This window comes from Streptomyces sp. NPDC029674 (genome assembly GCF_044903205.1).
Taxonomy (GTDB): domain Bacteria; phylum Actinomycetota; class Actinomycetes; order Streptomycetales; family Streptomycetaceae; genus Streptomyces.
Window position 1 is genome coordinate 111,683 of the sequence record NZ_JBJDPY010000008.1, and the last position, 16,191, is coordinate 127,873.

At 71.8% G+C, this 16,191-nt stretch carries 20 protein-coding genes; 14 read left to right on the forward strand and 6 right to left on the reverse strand.

Going from position 1 to position 16,191, the window contains the following annotated elements:
* Positions 1 to 39 precede the first annotated feature (39 nt).
* Genes ACI2L3_RS20550 through ACI2L3_RS20590 form a run of 9 tightly spaced genes read left to right on the forward strand, consistent with a single transcriptional unit; the run spans position 40 to position 4,988 of the window.
* Positions 40 to 471 (forward strand): gas vesicle structural protein GvpA, encoded by a 432-nt coding sequence (locus ACI2L3_RS20550; protein ID WP_404753792.1) that lies wholly within the window; start codon positions 40 to 42, stop codon positions 469 to 471.
* Positions 468 to 1,208, forward strand: coding sequence for a GvpL/GvpF family gas vesicle protein (locus ACI2L3_RS20555; RefSeq protein WP_404753793.1), 741 nt, complete (start codon positions 468 to 470; stop codon positions 1,206 to 1,208). The genes ACI2L3_RS20550 and ACI2L3_RS20555 overlap by 4 nt, the downstream gene beginning before the upstream one ends.
* Before the next feature lie 10 nt (positions 1,209 to 1,218).
* Positions 1,219 to 1,458 (forward strand): gas vesicle protein GvpG, encoded by a 240-nt coding sequence (locus ACI2L3_RS20560; RefSeq protein WP_365361392.1) that lies wholly within the window; start codon positions 1,219 to 1,221, stop codon positions 1,456 to 1,458.
* 2 nt (positions 1,459 to 1,460) lie between these two features.
* The gene (locus ACI2L3_RS20565; RefSeq protein ID WP_404753794.1) at positions 1,461 to 2,162 is read left to right on the forward strand and encodes a DNA primase; all 702 of its coding nucleotides are present in this window, start codon (positions 1,461 to 1,463) and stop codon (positions 2,160 to 2,162) included.
* Positions 2,155 to 3,267, forward strand: coding sequence for an SRPBCC family protein (locus tag ACI2L3_RS20570; RefSeq protein WP_404753795.1), 1,113 nt, complete (start codon positions 2,155 to 2,157; stop codon positions 3,265 to 3,267). The genes ACI2L3_RS20565 and ACI2L3_RS20570 overlap by 8 nt, the downstream gene beginning before the upstream one ends.
* Positions 3,264 to 3,626 (forward strand): gas vesicle protein, encoded by a 363-nt coding sequence (locus ACI2L3_RS20575; RefSeq protein ID WP_404753796.1) that lies wholly within the window; start codon positions 3,264 to 3,266, stop codon positions 3,624 to 3,626. The genes ACI2L3_RS20570 and ACI2L3_RS20575 overlap by 4 nt, the downstream gene beginning before the upstream one ends.
* Positions 3,607 to 4,500, forward strand: coding sequence for a GvpL/GvpF family gas vesicle protein (locus ACI2L3_RS20580; protein WP_404753797.1), 894 nt, complete (start codon positions 3,607 to 3,609; stop codon positions 4,498 to 4,500). The genes ACI2L3_RS20575 and ACI2L3_RS20580 overlap by 20 nt, the downstream gene beginning before the upstream one ends.
* Positions 4,497 to 4,685 carry a gas vesicle protein gene (locus ACI2L3_RS20585; protein WP_362992974.1) on the forward strand — a complete coding sequence of 63 codons (189 nt, stop codon included), beginning with the start codon at positions 4,497 to 4,499 and terminating at the stop codon, positions 4,683 to 4,685. The genes ACI2L3_RS20580 and ACI2L3_RS20585 overlap by 4 nt, the downstream gene beginning before the upstream one ends.
* A gap of 3 nt (positions 4,686 to 4,688) precedes the next feature.
* Entirely contained in the window at positions 4,689 to 4,988 is a 300-nt protein-coding gene (locus tag ACI2L3_RS20590) for a gas vesicle protein K (protein ID WP_362992972.1), read from the forward strand.
* Positions 4,989 to 5,005: 17 nt separating this feature from the next.
* Here the strand turns inward: ACI2L3_RS20590 and ACI2L3_RS20595 are convergent, their stop codons facing one another.
* Entirely contained in the window at positions 5,006 to 5,821 is an 816-nt protein-coding gene (locus tag ACI2L3_RS20595) for a class I SAM-dependent methyltransferase (protein ID WP_404753798.1), read from the reverse strand.
* 114 nt (positions 5,822 to 5,935) lie between these two features.
* Positions 5,936 to 7,468, reverse strand: coding sequence for a bifunctional phosphatase PAP2/diacylglycerol kinase family protein (locus ACI2L3_RS20600; protein ID WP_404753799.1), 1,533 nt, complete (start codon positions 7,466 to 7,468; stop codon positions 5,936 to 5,938).
* Between the two features lie 124 nt (positions 7,469 to 7,592).
* Here ACI2L3_RS20600 and ACI2L3_RS20605 point away from each other — a divergent pair, with 124 nt between their 5' ends.
* Entirely contained in the window at positions 7,593 to 9,221 is a 1,629-nt protein-coding gene (locus ACI2L3_RS20605; protein ID WP_404753800.1) for an ABC-F family ATP-binding cassette domain-containing protein, read from the forward strand.
* A 25-nt stretch (positions 9,222 to 9,246) separates the two neighbouring features.
* On the opposite strand, the gene ACI2L3_RS20610 is transcribed toward ACI2L3_RS20605, so the two are convergent.
* Positions 9,247 to 10,788, reverse strand: a complete 1,542-nt coding sequence (locus ACI2L3_RS20610) for an alpha/beta hydrolase (RefSeq protein ID WP_404753801.1) — start codon at positions 10,786 to 10,788, stop codon at positions 9,247 to 9,249.
* 241 nt (positions 10,789 to 11,029) lie between these two features.
* On the opposite strand from ACI2L3_RS20610, the gene ACI2L3_RS20615 reads away from it, so the two are divergent.
* Genes ACI2L3_RS20615 through ACI2L3_RS20625 form a run of 3 tightly spaced genes read left to right on the forward strand, consistent with a single transcriptional unit; the run spans position 11,030 to position 12,924 of the window.
* Complete coding sequence (locus tag ACI2L3_RS20615; protein WP_404753802.1) at positions 11,030 to 11,263, forward strand: DUF6158 family protein; 234 nt, start codon at positions 11,030 to 11,032, stop codon at positions 11,261 to 11,263.
* A complete protein-coding gene (locus ACI2L3_RS20620) occupies positions 11,260 to 11,865 on the forward strand; it encodes a TIGR03086 family metal-binding protein (RefSeq protein ID WP_404753803.1) in 606 nt (201 codons plus the stop codon). The genes ACI2L3_RS20615 and ACI2L3_RS20620 overlap by 4 nt, the downstream gene beginning before the upstream one ends.
* Positions 11,866 to 11,895: 30 nt before the next feature.
* Entirely contained in the window at positions 11,896 to 12,924 is a 1,029-nt protein-coding gene (locus ACI2L3_RS20625) for a Ppx/GppA family phosphatase (RefSeq protein WP_404753804.1), read from the forward strand.
* Between the two features lie 3 nt (positions 12,925 to 12,927).
* Here ACI2L3_RS20625 and ACI2L3_RS20630 read toward each other — a convergent pair whose 3' ends face one another.
* Both ACI2L3_RS20630 and ACI2L3_RS20635 read right to left on the reverse strand, forming a co-directional pair.
* A complete protein-coding gene (locus tag ACI2L3_RS20630) occupies positions 12,928 to 13,482 on the reverse strand; it encodes a type 1 glutamine amidotransferase domain-containing protein (protein ID WP_404753805.1) in 555 nt (184 codons plus the stop codon).
* A 66-nt stretch (positions 13,483 to 13,548) separates the two neighbouring features.
* Positions 13,549 to 13,935 carry a CBS domain-containing protein gene (locus tag ACI2L3_RS20635; RefSeq protein WP_404753806.1) on the reverse strand — a complete coding sequence of 129 codons (387 nt, stop codon included), beginning with the start codon at positions 13,933 to 13,935 and terminating at the stop codon, positions 13,549 to 13,551.
* Between the two features lie 170 nt (positions 13,936 to 14,105).
* Here ACI2L3_RS20635 and ACI2L3_RS20640 point away from each other — a divergent pair, with 170 nt between their 5' ends.
* Positions 14,106 to 14,234: a hypothetical protein gene (locus tag ACI2L3_RS20640; RefSeq protein ID WP_404753807.1), complete on the forward strand. Its 129-nt coding sequence runs from the start codon at positions 14,106 to 14,108 to the stop codon at positions 14,232 to 14,234.
* Positions 14,235 to 14,313: 79 nt separating this feature from the next.
* Here the strand turns inward: ACI2L3_RS20640 and ACI2L3_RS20645 are convergent, their stop codons facing one another.
* Positions 14,314 to 16,110, reverse strand: a complete 1,797-nt coding sequence (locus tag ACI2L3_RS20645; RefSeq protein ID WP_404753808.1) for a thiamine pyrophosphate-requiring protein — start codon at positions 16,108 to 16,110, stop codon at positions 14,314 to 14,316.
* Positions 16,111 to 16,191: the final 81 nt, after the last annotated feature.

Genomic DNA, 16,191 nt, shown 5'->3' on the forward strand with positions numbered 1-16,191 from the left:
ACAGACAGAACGCACCAGACCCGAGGAGGCACAGTCGGCATGACCGTAGTCCCGGCACAACAGTCCGGCGGCGGAGGCGGCACCAGTGGCCTGTACGACGTCGTGGAACTCATCCTCGACCGAGGACTCGTCATCGACGCCTTCGTACGCGTCTCGCTCGTCGGTATCGAGATCCTGAAGATCGACGTCCGTGTCGTCGTGGCGAGCGTCGACACCTACCTGCGGTTCGCCGAGGCGTGCAACCGTCTCGACCTGGAGACCGGAAAGAAGAAGGACCCCGGCCTGCCCGACCTGGTGGGCGAGATCACCGAGTCCGGCGCCAAGGGCAAGTCCAAGGGCGCGCTCTCCGGAGCCGCCGAGACCATATCGGACGCCTTCAAGCAGTCCCGTGAGGAAGGCCAGCGCCAGACCGAGGAGCGGCCGAGGGCGCGCCGTTCCACCACTTCCCGCCGGAAGGAGGAGCAGGAGTGACTACGTACGTCTACGGCATCGCGAGCAGCTCCCACCCGGCGCTGCCGGAAGGCATGGAGGGCATCGGCAAGCCGGCCTGCCCCGTGCGCATCCTGAAGAGCGGCGAGCTCGCCGCCATCGTGAGCGACTCCCCGGAGGACCTCAAGCCCAAGCGGCGCGATCTCCTCGCGCACCAGAACGTCCTGTCGGAGGCCGGTGCCGCGGGCTCCGTGCTGCCGATGCGCTTCGGCAGCCTGGCCCCGGACGACGAGACGGTCACCTCCGTGCTCGGCGAGCGGGCCGACCACTACTTGGAGCGGCTGCGCACCCTCGACGGCAAGGTCGAGTACAACGTGAAGGCCTCCCACCACGAACAGGCCGTACTGCACCAGGTCCTCGCAGAGAACCCGGAGCTGCGCGCGATGGTCGAGGCCAACCAGCGTCAGGGCGGCGGCACCCACGAACAGAAGCTGCAGCTCGGCGAGATGGTGACCTCGAACGTGCGGGCCCGCGAGCAGAGCGACGCCGTCGAGGTGCGGCGCGCCCTTGAGTCGGCCGCCGAGGCGGTCGCCGACGGCCCCGAGAGCAGCGGCTGGCTGGCGAACGTCTCGTTCCTGGTGAACCGCAAGTCCGCCGAGGGTTTCCTCGCGGCCGTCGAGGAGCTCCGCTCCACCCAGCCGCACCTGGACCTCCGCGTGCACGGTCCGCTGCCCCCGTACAGCTTCGTCGACCCGGGGCCCGCCAAGCCCGCGGAGTGAGAGTGACGGCATGGGCCTGATCGGTGAACTGCTCCTGCTGCCCCTGGCCCCCGCCCGCGGCTCCCTCTGGGTGCTCAGGCAGGTGGTCGACGAGGCGGAGCGGCAGTACTACGACCCCTCGGCGATCCGTCGGGAACTCTCCCGCCTCGAGGAACTCCTGGAGGCGGGAGAGATCGACGAGGCCGAGTTCGAACGGTGCGAGGACGAGCTCCTCGACCGACTGCAGCACAGCACAGGACAGGACTTCTGAGAATGAACCGAATGGCAGTGGGCCTCGCCGTGGGCGCGGGATACGTCCTCGGTCGCACGAAGAAGGCGAAGTTCGCGTTCGCCGTCGGCACGATGGTGGCCGGCAAGCGGCTCAATCTGAGCCCCAAGGCGCTGGGCGCGTTCGTGAACCAGCAGCTGCAGAACAACCCGCAGTTCAAGGAGATCGGCGACCAGCTGCGCCAGGACGTGCGGGGCGTGGGCAAGGCGGCCACCGGCTCGCTCCTCAACCGGCAGCTCGAAGGTCTCGCCGACCGTCTGCACGACCGCACCCTCGGCGTCCAGGACCGCATCTCCGGCGTGGTGCCGGGCCAGGCGGACGACGCCGACGAGGGCAGGGACCAGGACGAGGACGCCGAGGACCGGGACACAGACCGGAGCGAGGCCCGGGACGAGGACGAGGAGTCCGAGCGGTCCGGCCGGCGCAAGAAGGCGCCGTCGAAGCGGACCGCCCGGAAGCCGGACGCGAAGTCGGACGAGAAGCCGGACGGCAAGTCCGCCCCGAAGTCGGCGAAGTCGGCCGCGAAGAAGACCCCGGCCAAGAAGAGCCCGCAGGACAACACCCGCAAGACCGCCCAGAAGAAGTCGACCGCGGCGGCGCGCGGCACCGCACGCAGGGCCGCGTCGTCGGCGTCGTCGGCCCGCAGCGGCGGCGGCCGGGCGAAGGGAGGCAGCGACCATGGCTGAGTCACCCCTGAGCAACATCACGCGCAGCCCGGCCGCCGACCGCCTGAAGGACGAGGCGCAGGCCTACCTCATGGCGCAGGTCGAGCGCATGCTCGTCGGCGTGGGCCACCGGCTCGGTGACGCCACCGTCAAGCTGAACGACATAGCGGAGGGCAAGAGCCCCGGCTTCGGCAAGCTGGCGGGCCAGGCGGGCAAGAAGGTCGCCGAGGGCAAGGGCCCGGTGCGCAGCGCGCTGGAACTCGGCGGCAGCCACCTCAAGGACTCCGTGAAGGGGGCCGTCCAGAACCTCGGCGGCAAGCGCAAGAAGGGTGGCGCGGGCCAGAAGCCGACGGTCATCCTGGAGTACGTCGACATCGGCGTGCCGCTCCGTGAGGCGTACGACCAGTGGACCCAGTACCAGGAGTTCTCCACGTTCGCCAAGGGCGTCAAGGGCGCCACCGTGGCGAACGACACGGACTCCGACTGGAAGCTCAAGGTCTTCTGGTCCAACCGCAGCTGGAAGGCGCACACCACCGAGCAGGTGCCGGACCAGCGCATCACCTGGACGTCCGAGGGCGGCAAGGGAACGACGAAGGGCGTCGTCACCTTCCACGCGCTCGCCGAGAACCTCACCCGGGTGCTGCTGATCATCGAGTACTACCCGAAGGGCCTCTTCGAGAAGACCGGCAACATCTGGCGCGCCCAGGGCCGCAGGGCCCGCCTGGACCTCAAGCACTTCGCCCGGCACATCTCGCTGCGCGGCGAGGCGAGCGACGGCTGGCGCGGCGAGATCCGCGACGGCGAGGTCGTCCGCAGCCACGAGGACGCCGTGGCCGAGGAGGAGGACGAATCTCAGGACGAGCACGAGGCTCAGGACGAGCCGGAGTCCGAGTACGACGAGGAAGAGGCAGAGCACGAGGACGAACCGGCGGAGGAGTACGAGGACGAGCCCGAAGAGGCGGAGGACGAGGAGCTCCAGGGCGAGCACGAGCTCGACGAGGAGGACGAGCCGGAGGACGAGCCCGAGGACGAGTACGACGAAGAGGCCGAGGACGAGGCCGACGCCGACGACGAGAAGCAGCGCGAGTACGCCGAGTCGGCCGGCGGCGGACGGGCCACTCGATGACGACCCCCTCTGGCGGCGGACTGCCCGGCCCCTACGGCGGCGGAGGCGGCGGGGCCAACCTCGCCGACATCCTCGAACGCGTCCTGGACAAGGGCATCGTCATCGCCGGCGACATCAAGATCAACCTGCTCGACATCGAACTGCTCACCATCAAGCTCCGCCTCATCGTCGCCTCCGTCGACAAGGCGAAGGAAATGGGCATCGACTGGTGGGAGGGCGACCCCGCCCTCTCCCAGGGGGCGCGCCGCACCGAACTCTCGCGGGAGAACGCCGAGTTGCGGCAGCGCCTGGCGGAACTGGAGGAGCGGATGTCACTGGAGCCGGCCGAGAAGGAGACACATGAACGCCGTGAACGATGAACCGCACGGCGGCGGCCCGCGCCACGACGACCCGCGCCACGACAGCCTGCGCTACGTCTACGCGGTCTGCCGCCCCTTCGGCGCACCGCTCGCCGCCGACCTCACCGGGGTCGGCGGCGTTCCGCCCCGCCGCCTCGAACACCAGGGCCTGGTCGCCCTGGTCGGGCCCGTGCCGGAACGGGACTTCTCGGAGCAGGCCCTGCGCGCCCACCTCGAAGACCTGGACTGGCTCTCCGACACGGCCCGCGCCCACCAGCGGGTGATCGACGCGCTCACCTCCGTCACCTGTCCGCTGCCGCTGCGCCTCGCGACCGTCTTCCGCGACGACAGCGGCGTGCGCGCCATGCTGGAGGACGGGGCGGAGCGGTTCCACCGGGTCCTCGAACGGATCGACGGACGCGTCGAGTGGGGCGTCAAGGTCTATCTGCAGCCGCAGAGCGAGGAGCCCGCCGCCGCGTCGCGGGCGTCCGCCGCCACGACGCCCCGGCAGAGCGGGCCGGGCAGCGGGCGCGACTACCTGCGCCGGCGGCGCAGTCAGCGCACGGCGCAGGAGGAGGGCTGGCAGCGGGCCGAGACCTTCGCCCGGGGCCTGCACGAGACGCTCTCGGGGCACGCCGACGACTCCCGGCTGCACGCGCCGCAGAACTCGGAGCTGTCCCGGACGCCGGGCCGCAATGTGCTCAACGCGGCCTACCTGGTGAACCGCGCCGACTCCGAGGAGTTCGTCGAGCTCGTGGACCGCACGAAGGACCAGGAGGAGGGGACGAGCGGTCTGCGGGTGGAGCTGACGGGGCCGTGGGCGGCGTACTCCTTCACCGGTGACGAGTCCAACGGCCACGAACGCACCGGCGACGACGAGGACCGTTCCGCATGACCGTCGTCGAGCGCCGCGAAATCGCCCTCGTCGACCTGCTCGACCGGCTGCTCGCGGGCGGTGTCGTCATCAAGGGCGACATCACCCTGCGCATCGCGGACGTCGATCTCGTACGCATCGACCTGAACGCGTTGATCAGCTCGGTGAACGAACAAGTGCCGTCGCCGTGGCCGGACAGGGAGTGAACCATGGAACCGGAGCGCCGCGACGAACGCCGCAAGCGCATGGACCTCGACCCCGACACCGTGGAGCGGGACCTGGTGAAACTGGTCCTGACCGTCGTCGAACTCCTCCGTCAGCTGATGGAGCGACAGGCGGTGCGGCGCTTCGACACCGGTGAGCTGACCGAGGACCAGGAGGAGCGGATCGGCCTCACGCTGATGCTCCTGGAGGACCGGATGGCCGAACTCCGCGACCGGTACGGGCTGCGGCCCGAGGACCTGAACCTGGACCTCGGGCCGCTGGGCCCCCTGCTGCCCAGGGAGTGATGAGCTCCGGGCGGAGCTCACTTCCGGCAGAGAACCTCCCCGTGCAGCACCGCGAACCACGCGTCCTGCCGGCCGCCCCACTCCCGCCAGGCCGCCGACACGGCGCTCAGCCCCGCCGCGTCCGCGTGGCCGCCCGCCACCGCCCGCTCGGCGTACGTGGAGGCGAGCGTGCGGTCCGCCCACAGCCCGCTCCACCAGGCCCGCTCGGCCTCGGAGCTGTAGCACCAGGTGGCCGCGGAGGCGGTGATGTCCGGCTCCGCGAAGCCGGCGGCCAGGGCCCAGGACTTGAGGCGGCGCCCCGCGTCGGGCTCGCCGCCGTTGGCGCGGGCCACCCGCAGGTACAGGTCCAGCCAGTCGTCCATGGCGGGCAGCTCCGGGTACCAGGTCATCGCGGAGTAGTCCGCGTCGCGGACCGCGACGGTGCCGCCCGGCTTGCAGACGCGCCGCATCTCGCGCAGCGCCCGCACCGGATCGCCCACGTGCTGGAGCACCTGATGGGCGTGGACGACGCAGAACGTGTCGTCGGGGTAGTCGAGGTCGTGCACGTCGGCGACGGCGAACTCGACGTTGCGCAGGTCGCGTTCGGCCGCCGTTGCGCGCGCCTTGTCGAGGATGTCCGGGGCGCGGTCCACGCCGGTGACGTGGCCGTCGGGGACCAGCTCGGCGAGGTCGGCGGTGATGGTTCCGGGGCCGCAGCCGATGTCCAGGACCGTCATGTGGGGCTTGAGCGAACCGACCAGGTACGCGGCCGAGTTGGCGGCGGTACGCCAGGTGTGCGAGCGCAGCACGGACTCGTGGTGCCCGTGCGTGTAGACGGCGGTCTCCTCCGGCATGGCGGACTCCTTGGATGCGTGTAGGAGCAGGTGCATGTACGAGGCACCGTACGCCGCCGTGCCGAATGGTGAGACCTGCGTATCAGTATGTGGTCAGGTGTCCCTCTGCGGGGATCAGCGGATGGCCGGCAGTGGGCGGTAGACCGTCAGCGCCTCGGGCAGCTTGTCGACCGTCAAGGAGCCCCGCACCCGGGTGACTTCACCGTCGTACGCCACGACCGTGCCCGCCTCGAGTCCGTCCACCCGAAGGCGGGGCAGCCGCGCGGCCGCCTGCGCGGGGGAGCGCACGTCGGGGCCCGTCAGCGCCGCGGCGAGGAGCCGGGCACCCGGCCTGCGGCCGCCGTGCACGACGCGCACATCGAGCAGTCCGTCCGCCAGGTCGAGCCTGCGGCCCGGGGTGAAGCCCGACCGGTGGTAGGTGCAGTTGCCCGCGAAGAGCATCCACAACGCCCGCTCCCTGCCCCCGACGTGAGCGGTCAACGGCCGCTCGTCGGAGCGCAGCATCTTCAGCGCCGCGAGCACCGAGGCCGGTTTGCCGCCGATGCGGTGCGTCCAGTGCTCGCGCTGCCGCACCAGCTCCGGATACACGCCGAGGCTGAGCGTGTTGAGGAAGTACCCCTCCACACGCTCCCCGGCCTCCTCGTCCTCCGACCGGAACCGGCCGACGTCGACGGCGACCGCGTCGCCCGCCTCCAGCGCGCAGGCCAGATCACGGGCGTCCTCGACCCCGAGGTCGTACGCGAAGTGGTTGAGCGTGCCGCCGGGCAGCACCGCGAGCGGCAGGCCGTGGTGCAGGGCGACGCGCGCCGCCGCGTTGACGGTGCCGTCACCGCCGCAGACACCGAGGACCTGCGCGCGGGCCGCGGCCTTCTCCAACTCGGCGCCGACGTCGGCGGGCTGGGCGACGACGACCTCCGCCTCCGGCAGCGCGTCGCGCAGCACCTTCACCCGCTGCGGGGTGCCCGCGCCCGCGTTGGCCACCAGGACCAGGCCCGCGCCGCCCGGCAGCGCCGGTGCCGTCACGCGGGGGCGTCCTGGCGGCGCCAGCTGCGCCCGGGTCGGCACCAGACCGCGCACCGCGAACGCGGCCCCCGCGCCCAGCGCCCCGCCCACCAGGACATCGCTCGGAAAGTGCGCCCCGGTGTACACGCGCGAGACCGCGACGGCCACCGCGAGCGGCGCGACGGCCGCACCCCAGGCCCGCGACTCCAGCGCCACACCCGTGGCGAACGCCACCGCGGACGCCGAGTGGCCGGACGGGAACGACGTGGTGATCGGCTGCCGCTTGAGCCGCCGGATCAGCGGCACCGGGTCGAGCAGCGGCCGCGGCCTGCGCACCGAGCGCTTGCCCAGCGTGTTGATCGTCGCGGAGGCCAGGGCCAGCGAGGCCACGCCGCGCACGGCGGCGCGCCGGGCCCGCGGGGTGCGCGTCGCCGCTATCCCCGCAGCCGTCGCGAACCACAGCACGCCGTGGTTGGCGCTCCGGCTGAGCCGGGGCAGCACCCGGTCGGCGCCGGGCCAGTGCCGTGCGGCGACCGCCTCGAACAGACGGCTGTCGAGGGCGACCATGCGGGCCTTGAACGGATGGTGCCCGGTGGCCGGGCGGGACAGGTCGATGCCGGAGACGTCCGGGGAGTCAGCGCACATGCCGTTCCGCGTACCCTTCGCGCCGCCGTTCAGGCGCCGGGCCGGGCCGTCCACGCGGCGCCGGGCGGGCGCCCGGAGGGAAACGGTTTGCCCGGGCACCCTTCGGCCACGGACAATCCCGCTCATGGGACATCTGGAAGCCGCGCACCTCGAGTACTACTTGCCGGACGGGCGGGCGCTGCTCGGTGATGTCTCCTTCCGGGTCGGCGAGGGCGCCGTCGTCGCCCTGGTCGGGGCGAACGGCGCGGGCAAGACCACCCTGCTCCGGCTGATCTCCGGCGAGCTCCAGCCGCACGGCGGCAGCGTCACCGTGAGCGGCGGGCTCGGCGTGATGCCGCAGTTCGTGGGTTCCGTGCGCGACGAGACCACCGTCCGTGACCTGCTCGTCTCCGTCTCCCAGCCCAGGATCCGGCAGGCCGCGAAGGCCGTCGACGCCGCCGAGCACGCGATCATGACGGTCGACGACGAGGCCGCCCAGATGGCGTACGCGCAGGCGCTCTCCGACTGGGCGGAGGTGCAGGGGTACGAGGCGGAGACGCTGTGGGACATCTGCACCACGGCCGCCCTCGGCGTCCCCTACGACAAGGCGCAGTTCCGCGAGGTCCGCACGCTCTCCGGCGGCGAGCAGAAGCGCCTCGTCCTTGAGGCCCTGCTGCGCGGCACCGACGAGGTGCTGCTCCTCGACGAGCCGGACAACTACCTCGACGTACCGGGCAAGCGCTGGCTGGAGGAGCGGCTCAAGGAGACCCGCAAGACCGTCCTGTTCGTCTCCCACGACCGGGAGCTGCTCGCCCGCGCCGCCGAGAAGATCGTCAGCGTCGAGCAGAGCCCCGGGGGCGCCGACGCGTGGGTGCACGGCGGCGGCTTCGAGACGTTCCACGAGGCCCGCAAGGAACGTTTCGCGCGCTTCGAGGAGATGCGCCGCCGCTGGGACGAGAAGCACGAGCAGCTGAAGAAGCTGGTGCGCACCCTGCGCCAGGCCGCCGAGGTCAGCCACGAGATGGCGTCGCGCTACCACGCGGCGCAGACCAGGCTCCGCAAGTTCGAGGAGGCGGGCCCGCCGCCCGAGCCGCCGCGCGAGCAGGACATCACCATGCGGCTGCACGGCGGCCGCACCGGCGTCCGGGCCGTGACCTGCGAGAACCTCGAGCTCACCGGTCTGATGAAACCCTTCGACCTGGAGGTCTTCTACGGCGAGCGCGTCGCGGTCCTCGGCTCGAACGGCTCGGGCAAGTCGCACTTCCTGCGCCTCCTCGCGGGCGACACCGACAACCCGGTCGCGCACACCGGAGCCTGGAAGCTCGGCGCGCGCGTCGTGCCGGGACACTTCGCGCAGACCCACGCCCACCCCGAGCTGATGGGCCGCACGCTCCTGGACATCCTGTGGCGCGAGCACGCGCAGGACCGCGGCGCCGCGATGTCCCGGCTGCGGCGGTACGAGCTGACGGGCCAGGCGGAGCAGAAGTTCGAGCGGCTCTCCGGCGGCCAGCAGGCCCGCTTCCAGATCCTGCTGCTCGAACTGGAGGGCTGCACGGCGCTGCTCCTCGACGAGCCCACGGACAACCTCGACCTGGAGTCCGCCGAGGCGCTGCAAGAAGGCCTGGAAGCCTTCCAGGGCACGGTCCTCGCCGTCACCCACGACCGCTGGTTCGCCCGCTCCTTCGACCGCTACCTCGTCTTCGGCAGCGACGGCAGAGTCCGTGAGACGCCGGAGCCGGTGTGGGACGAGCGGCGGGTCGACCGGGTGCGGTAGACCCGCCGCGCCGGGCCGCCTGACCTCAGCCGAAGGCCGGCGACGCCTGCTGCGTGCGGCCGGTGCCCGGTGCCGCCCGGCACGTCACGTCCTTGGCCGGCAGCCTGCCGGTGACCAGGTAGACGGTGGCGGTGTCCTGCGCGCACCGGTTGACGGGCCCTGCCGCCATCCCGTACGCGACGCCGTGCCCCTCGCCCTCGTCGACGGTGACGAGCCGGGAGCCCTTGAGCGCGCGGTGCATGCCGAGCGCGGTCGACAGCGGGGTCTGCGAGTCCCACTCGTTCTGCAGGATCAAGGTGCCGACCTTGTTGTCCACCTCGGTCACGGGCTCCACCGGCCGGTCCCAGAAGGCGCACGGAGTGATGTTGGACGCGAAGTCCCCGAAGAGCGGGTAGCGGGCCGCGTCACGGACCGAGTCGCGGCGGTACGTCTCCGGGTCGCGCGGTGACGGGGCGTCGCCGCACATGACGGTCCAGAGCGCCGACACCAGGTTGTCCGGGGTCTCCGGCTCGGACGGGAACCCGGGGACCGGCTTGCCCGCGGCGGCGTCCCTGAGGAGGGCGACGAGTTCGGCGGCGCTGCGGACGGTGAAGAACTCTCTCCGCAGGAAGGCGCGGATGTCGGTGCCGGTGAGCTTCTCGGTGCCCACGACGATCGGGTCGCGGTCGGCCCGCTCGACCAGGCGCCAGAAGGTCGAGGCGACCTCGGCCGGGGTCTTCCCCAGGCGGTACGTCGCCGAGTGCCCGGCGGTCCACCGCGTCCAGCGCGCGAACGCGGGCTCGGCCTCCGGCGCCCAGACCTGCACCATCTTCCGCCACATGAGCTTCGGGTCGACGGCGCTGTCGAGGACGAACCGGTCCACGCGGCGCGGGAACAGCTGCGTGTAGACGGCCCCGAGGGCGGTCCCGTACGAGACGCCGAAGTACGAGATCTTCTTCTCGCCGAGGACGGCCCGCAGGACGTCCATGTCGCGTGCCGTGTTGCGGGTCGTCATGTGCCGCAGCTTGTCGCCCGCCCGGCCGCGGCACTTGTCCGCCACGGTCTTCGCCCACCTGACGTTCTCGCCGAACGGCAGGTAGGGACGCGGCCACTGCCGCTCCGCCTCGGTGAGCCCGCAGTTCACGGGCGTGCTGCGGCCGATGCCCCGGGGGTCGAACCCGATGAGGTCGTAGCGGTCCGTCACGGACCGGGGCATGTCCTTGGACAGGGCGAGCGGCAGGTCGAGCCCGGGGCCGCCGGGACCGCCGGGGTTGGAGAGCAGGACTCCGCGGCGCTTGTCGGCGTCGCCCGCTCTGATCCGGGATATCGCGAGGTCGATGGTGGTGCCGTCGGGGTCGCGGTAGTCGAGGGGCACCTTGATGGTGGCGCACCGGAATCGGGCGGGCGTGTCGGAGCCGCACCGCTGCCAGTCCGGGGTCTGGTGCGTGAAACGGGCCGGCGGGCGGCTCCCGGCGTCCGGCCGGGGTGCGGCCGAGGCGGGGAGCGCGGTGAGGCCGGGGAGCAGCACGGCCGTCGCGCCGAGCGCGAGGAGCGGTAAGAGGCGGCGGCGCGGAACGGAGTGGGGCACGGGCGGTCCTTCCGGTCGGTGAAGCTCTGCCGACCGGATGGACGCCGGAACAGAGCCCACTGCCTCCCCCGCGGGAACCGCTGTTTCAGGACATTTCCCGGGCCCCTGCCCACGGCCCCGGCCGCACCGGTCACGCCGTGCGGTGCGCGCGCGGACCGTGTGCGGTGCATCCTGGGTAGTACGGGCCCAGCGGGTACCCGGGAGACAGGGAGCGATACGACCACAGCGATCGGAGCGATCCATGAACGGAGTCGACCCGGGCCGGCTGGACGACCAGCAGCTCATCAAGGAGCTGGAGACGATCCACCGCACCCGTCACACCACCCTGCTGCACGGCTCGAGCGATGCCCTGCGGGCCCACAACGAACGCATGGCCCAACTGGAGGGCGAGTATCTGCGCCGTCACCCCCAGAGGTCGGTGGCGGGCGGACGGACCCGCGAAGGCGCGCGGGAGAGGGGAACCACAGGCTCATGACGGACACCCCCGGGGACGACGACCCCGTGAACAAGGCGGAGACGCTGGACCGGCACGGCGCGGCACTCGATCTCTTCACCGACCGGGTGCACGCCGTCCGCGCCGACCAGTGGGACGACCCCACCCCCTGCACCGACTGGACCGTGCACGACCTGGTGAACCACCTCACGGCCGAACAGCTGTGGGTGCCGCCGCTGGTCCGCGACGGCGCCACCATGGAGTCCGTCGGCGACCTCTTCGAAGGGGACATGCTGGGTCCCGACCGGATCGCGTCGTGGGACACGGCGGCCGCGGCGTCCCGTGAGGCCTTCCGCGAGCCGGGCGCCCTGGACCGCCTCGTCCACCTCTCCTCCGGGGACGCCTCCGCGACGTTCTACTGCGGCCAGATGACCGTCGACCTCGTCGTGCACGCCTGGGACCTGTCCCGCGCGATCGGCGCCGAGGAGAAGCTGCCCGGCGACCTCGTCGACTTCGCGGTGCGTGAAGTCGCGCCGTACGCGGACGAGTTGGGGGAGAGCGGACTCTTCGCCCCCGCCGTTCAGCCGTCGCCGGACGCCGACACGCAGACGAAGCTGTTGAACCTCATGGGCCGCAAGGTGTGACCCTCTCCCACCAGAGGGAACCTGATGTTCATGAGAGTCGGTGTGGTGGATGTGGGATCGAACACGGTGCGTCTCGTCGTGGCGGACGCCGACGGGCAGGTGCCGTTGCCGGTCCACACGGTGAAGAGACGGCTGCGGCTGGGTGAACTCCTGGACCACGAGGGTCGGATCGGCGAGGAGCCGGTCCGGAAACTGGTCGCCGCGGTGCGGGACGTCCAGGAAGAGGCACAGCGGTGGGGGGTGGCCGAGCCGTTCGCCTTCGTCACGTCGGTCGTGCGCGACGCCCCGAACAGGGCCGAGGTGCTCGAGGCGGTGGCGGCGGGGACCGGGGTACGGCTGCGCACGCTGTCCGGGGAGGCGGAGGCGGAGCTGACGTTCCTCGCCGCCCGGCGGTGGATGGGCTGGCGCGCGGGGCCGCTGGTCCTCTTCGACATCGGCGGCGGCTCCCTGGAGGTGGCCTTCGGGCGCAGCCGCCTGCCCGACTACGCGGCCTCGCTGCCGCTGGGCGCCAGACGGCTGACGCGGGAGATCTTCGCAGGACAGGACCCGCCCCGCGAGGAGGACGTCAAGGCGGTACGGCGCCAGGTGCGCCATCAACTGCGGGACGTCGCCGCCCGGATCCGCTGGGAGATGCCGCACACGGCCGTCGCCACGTCACGTACGTTCCAGCAGCTCGCCCGGTTGTGCGGAGCGGCTCCCGGCCGCTACGGGCCGTTCGTGGAGCGGCAGTTGGGCCGCGCGGAGCTGGGCGCGGCGGTACGGGAACTGGCCGCGCTGCCCGCCGACCGGCGCGCGCAGCTGCCGGGCATCTCGGCGGCGCGCGCCGGGCAGTGCGTGGCGGGCGCGGTGGTCGCCCACACGGCGATGAAGCTGACCGGGATCGAGACCATCACCGTCTGCCCGTGGGCGCTGCGGGAGGGGATCCTGCTGCGCTACATCGAGGACGGTGACGCCGACTGGTGGGCCGGGGAACACGTGCACACCGGGGACGCGTACACCGGCGGCGGTCACGGTGACCCGGTGTCGCTGCAACTGGCCACCGCGACCTGCGCCACCTGAAAGCTACTTTCCCTTGGCTCCCTTGGCGAACTCCGCGAGGAACGCCTCGCAGAACGCCTTGAGGTCGTCCGGCTTGCGGCTGGTGACGAGCGTGTTGGGGCCGCCCTCGCAGACCTTGACCTGCTCGTCGACCCAGGTGCCGCCCGCGTTGCGGATGTCGGTCTTGAGGCTCGGCCAGGAGGTCAGCGTCCGGCCCCGCACCACGTCCGCCTCGACGAGCGTCCACGGGGCGTGGCAGATGGCCGCCACCGGCAGGCCCTGGTCGAAGAAGTCCTTCACGAACGAGACGGCCTTCTCGTCCATCCGCAGGAAGTCCGGGTTGGCGACGCCGCCGGGCAGCACGAGTCCGGCGAAGGAGTCGGCCCGGGCGTCGCCCACGACCTCCTGGACGGGGAACGTGTCCGCCTTGTCGAGGTGGTTGAAGCCCTGCACCTCGCCGGACTGGGTGGACACCAGGACGGGCTCGTCCCCGGCGTCCTTGACGGCCTGCCACGGGTCGGTGAGTTCGATCTGCTCGACGCCCTCGGGGGCCACGAGGAATGCGATGCGCTGCGGCATGACGGAATGATCCTTTCTTCATCCGATGCTCTTTACCTCTACCCTTTTTGCCGGTGTTCGGGATTTTTACACCGATTCGCCGTGATGGCTCGGTACGAGGTCGCCGAGGCTCACCATCCCCACCGGGTGCCCGTCCTCGACGACGGGCAGCCGCCGGACCGCGTGGTCGCGCATCAGACCGACCGCGGCCGACACGGCGTCGTCGGGGCCCACCACCACCGGGTTGGGCGTGCAGACGGCCTGCGCGCTGACCGTCAGCGGATCGGCGCCGTCCGCCACGGCGCGCAGCGCGATGTCCCGGTCGGTGAGCACACCGAGAACCTGACCGTCCACGGCGACCAGGACGTCCCCCGTGTCCTGGGCGCGCATCAGCTGCGCCGCCTCCACGAGAGAAGCGTCGGGGCGGACGGCCACGACGCCCGGCGTCATGACGTCCCTCACGTAATCAGCCATGGCTGGGCCCTTCCTGCATATGTCCTGCAGATGTCCTTCGTACGTACGTCGTGCGCCCCCGCCGCAGTACCCCTCAGCCCAGCGGCTATGCCCCTTCCGGGGGTTTGCGGTGCCGGGCCGGGGAGACCCGGCACCCGAACCCCCCACGCCTAACTGGGAGGGCAGGGGTCATGGCGGTACTCGCTGTATTCATCCCGCTGGTGATGCTGGGCGTGGTCCTGGCACTCGGCCGGTACGAGGAAATGCTGCTGCCGCCCGCTGAGAACCCGGACGACGTCGTAGGGCGCCGCACCGCGTGAAGCGGCAGCACGGTGCCGCCCGGACCCGTCGAAACGGCCGGGCGGCACTGTTGCGTACGGCCTCTCCGGCGCAGGCCCTCTACCGCCGCCCCGGCAGGAATTCCTGCGCCTTCGCCTTCAGACCCTGCCTGACCATCGAACCCCGGTCCGCGTCGCCCTTCAGGACCGACGTCACCGTGGCCTCCAGCTGCTCCCACGTCGCGTGCGGCGGGACGGGCGGCACCGCGGGGTCGGTGCGGAACTCGATGACCGCGGGGCCGTTCGCCGAGAGCCCGGCGCGCCAGGCGTCCTCGACGTCCTCGGGGCGCTCCACCCGGATGCCGGTCAGGCCGATGGAGCGGGCGAACTCGGCGTACGGCACATCCGGCAGGGACTGCGAAGGCAGGAAGGACGGGGCGCCCTCCATCGCCCGCATCTCCCACGTCACCTGATTCAGGTCCTGGTTGTTCCACACGCCGACGACCAGCCGCGGATCGTCCCAGCGGTGCCGGTACTTGGCGGCGGTGACCAGCTCGGCCATGCCGTTCATCTGCATCGCGCCGTCGCCCACCAGGGCCACCACCGGCCGGTCGGGGTGCGCGAACTTCGCCCCGATCGCGTACGGCACCCCGCACCCCATCGTGGCGAGCGTGCCCGACAGCGAGGCCCGCATGTCGCCGCGGATCGTGAGGTGGCGCGCGTACCAGTTCGCCACGGAACCGGAGTCCGCGGTGATGATCGCGTTGTCGGGCAGCAGCGGGTCGAGGGCGCGCGCCACGTACTCCGGATTGACGGGATCGGCGGAGAGCGCCGCCCTGCGCTCCAGCACACCCTTCCAGCGCGTGACGTTCGCACGGATCTCGTCGTGCCACTCGCGGCACACCGCGCGGCGGTCCTTGTCGATGAGTGGGATCAGCTCGCGCAGCGTCGCCCGCGCGTCGCCGACGAGGTTCACCTCGTACGGATAGCGCATCCCGACCATGTGCGGATCGATGTCGATCTGCACGCCCCGCGCCGAGCCGAACTCCGGCAGGAACTGGGAGTACGGGAAGCTGGACCCGATCGTCAGGAGCGTGTCGCAGTCCCGCATCAGCTCGTAGCTGGGGCGCGTGCCGAGCAGGCCGATCGCGCCGGTGACGTACGGGAGTTCGTCGCTCAGCGCGTCCTTGCCGAGCAGCGCCTTCGCCACGCCCGCGCCGAGCAGCTCCGCGATCTCCTCGACCTCGGCGCGCGCCCCCGCCGCGCCCTGGCCGATCAGGATCGCCGCCTTGTCACCGGCGTTGAGGACCTCCGCCGCGCGCGCCAGGGCGGTCGGCGAGGGCATCGCCGTCCAGCTGCTGCGGTCCAGACTGGAGGGCACCATCTTGAACGCGTGCGGGGGAGGGGAGTACTCCAGCTCCTGCACGTCACCGGGGACGATCACGGCCGTCGGGCAGCGCCGCGCGTACGCGGTGCGGATCGCCCGGTCGAGGACGTTGGGCAGCTGCTCGGGCACCGTCACCGTCTCGACGAAGTCACCCGCCACGTCCTTGAACAGCGTGTGCAGGTCGACCTCCTGCTGGTACGAGCCGCCCATCGCGCTGCGGTCCGTCTGTCCGACAATGGCGAGGACCGGCACGTGGTCGAGCTTCGCGTCGTAGAGCCCGTTGAGGAGGTGGACCGCCCCGGGGCCCGACGTCGCCACGCACACGCCGAGCCGCCTGCCGAACTTGGCGTACCCGACGGCCTGGAACGCGGACATCTCCTCGTGCCGCGACTGCACGAAGCGCGGCTGGTCCTCGGCCCTGCCCCACGCGGCGAGCAGGCCGTTGATGCCGTCACCCGGATAGCCGAAGACCTGCTCGACGCCCCAGGCACGCAGCCTCTCCAGAATGTGGTCGGCGACCGTGACGCTCATGGGGATTCCTCCGGACGGGTCGGGAATCGGCGGTCACGTCCGGGTGTCCGGCCGAACCGGCGGGAAACCTCGGGGTGTTTG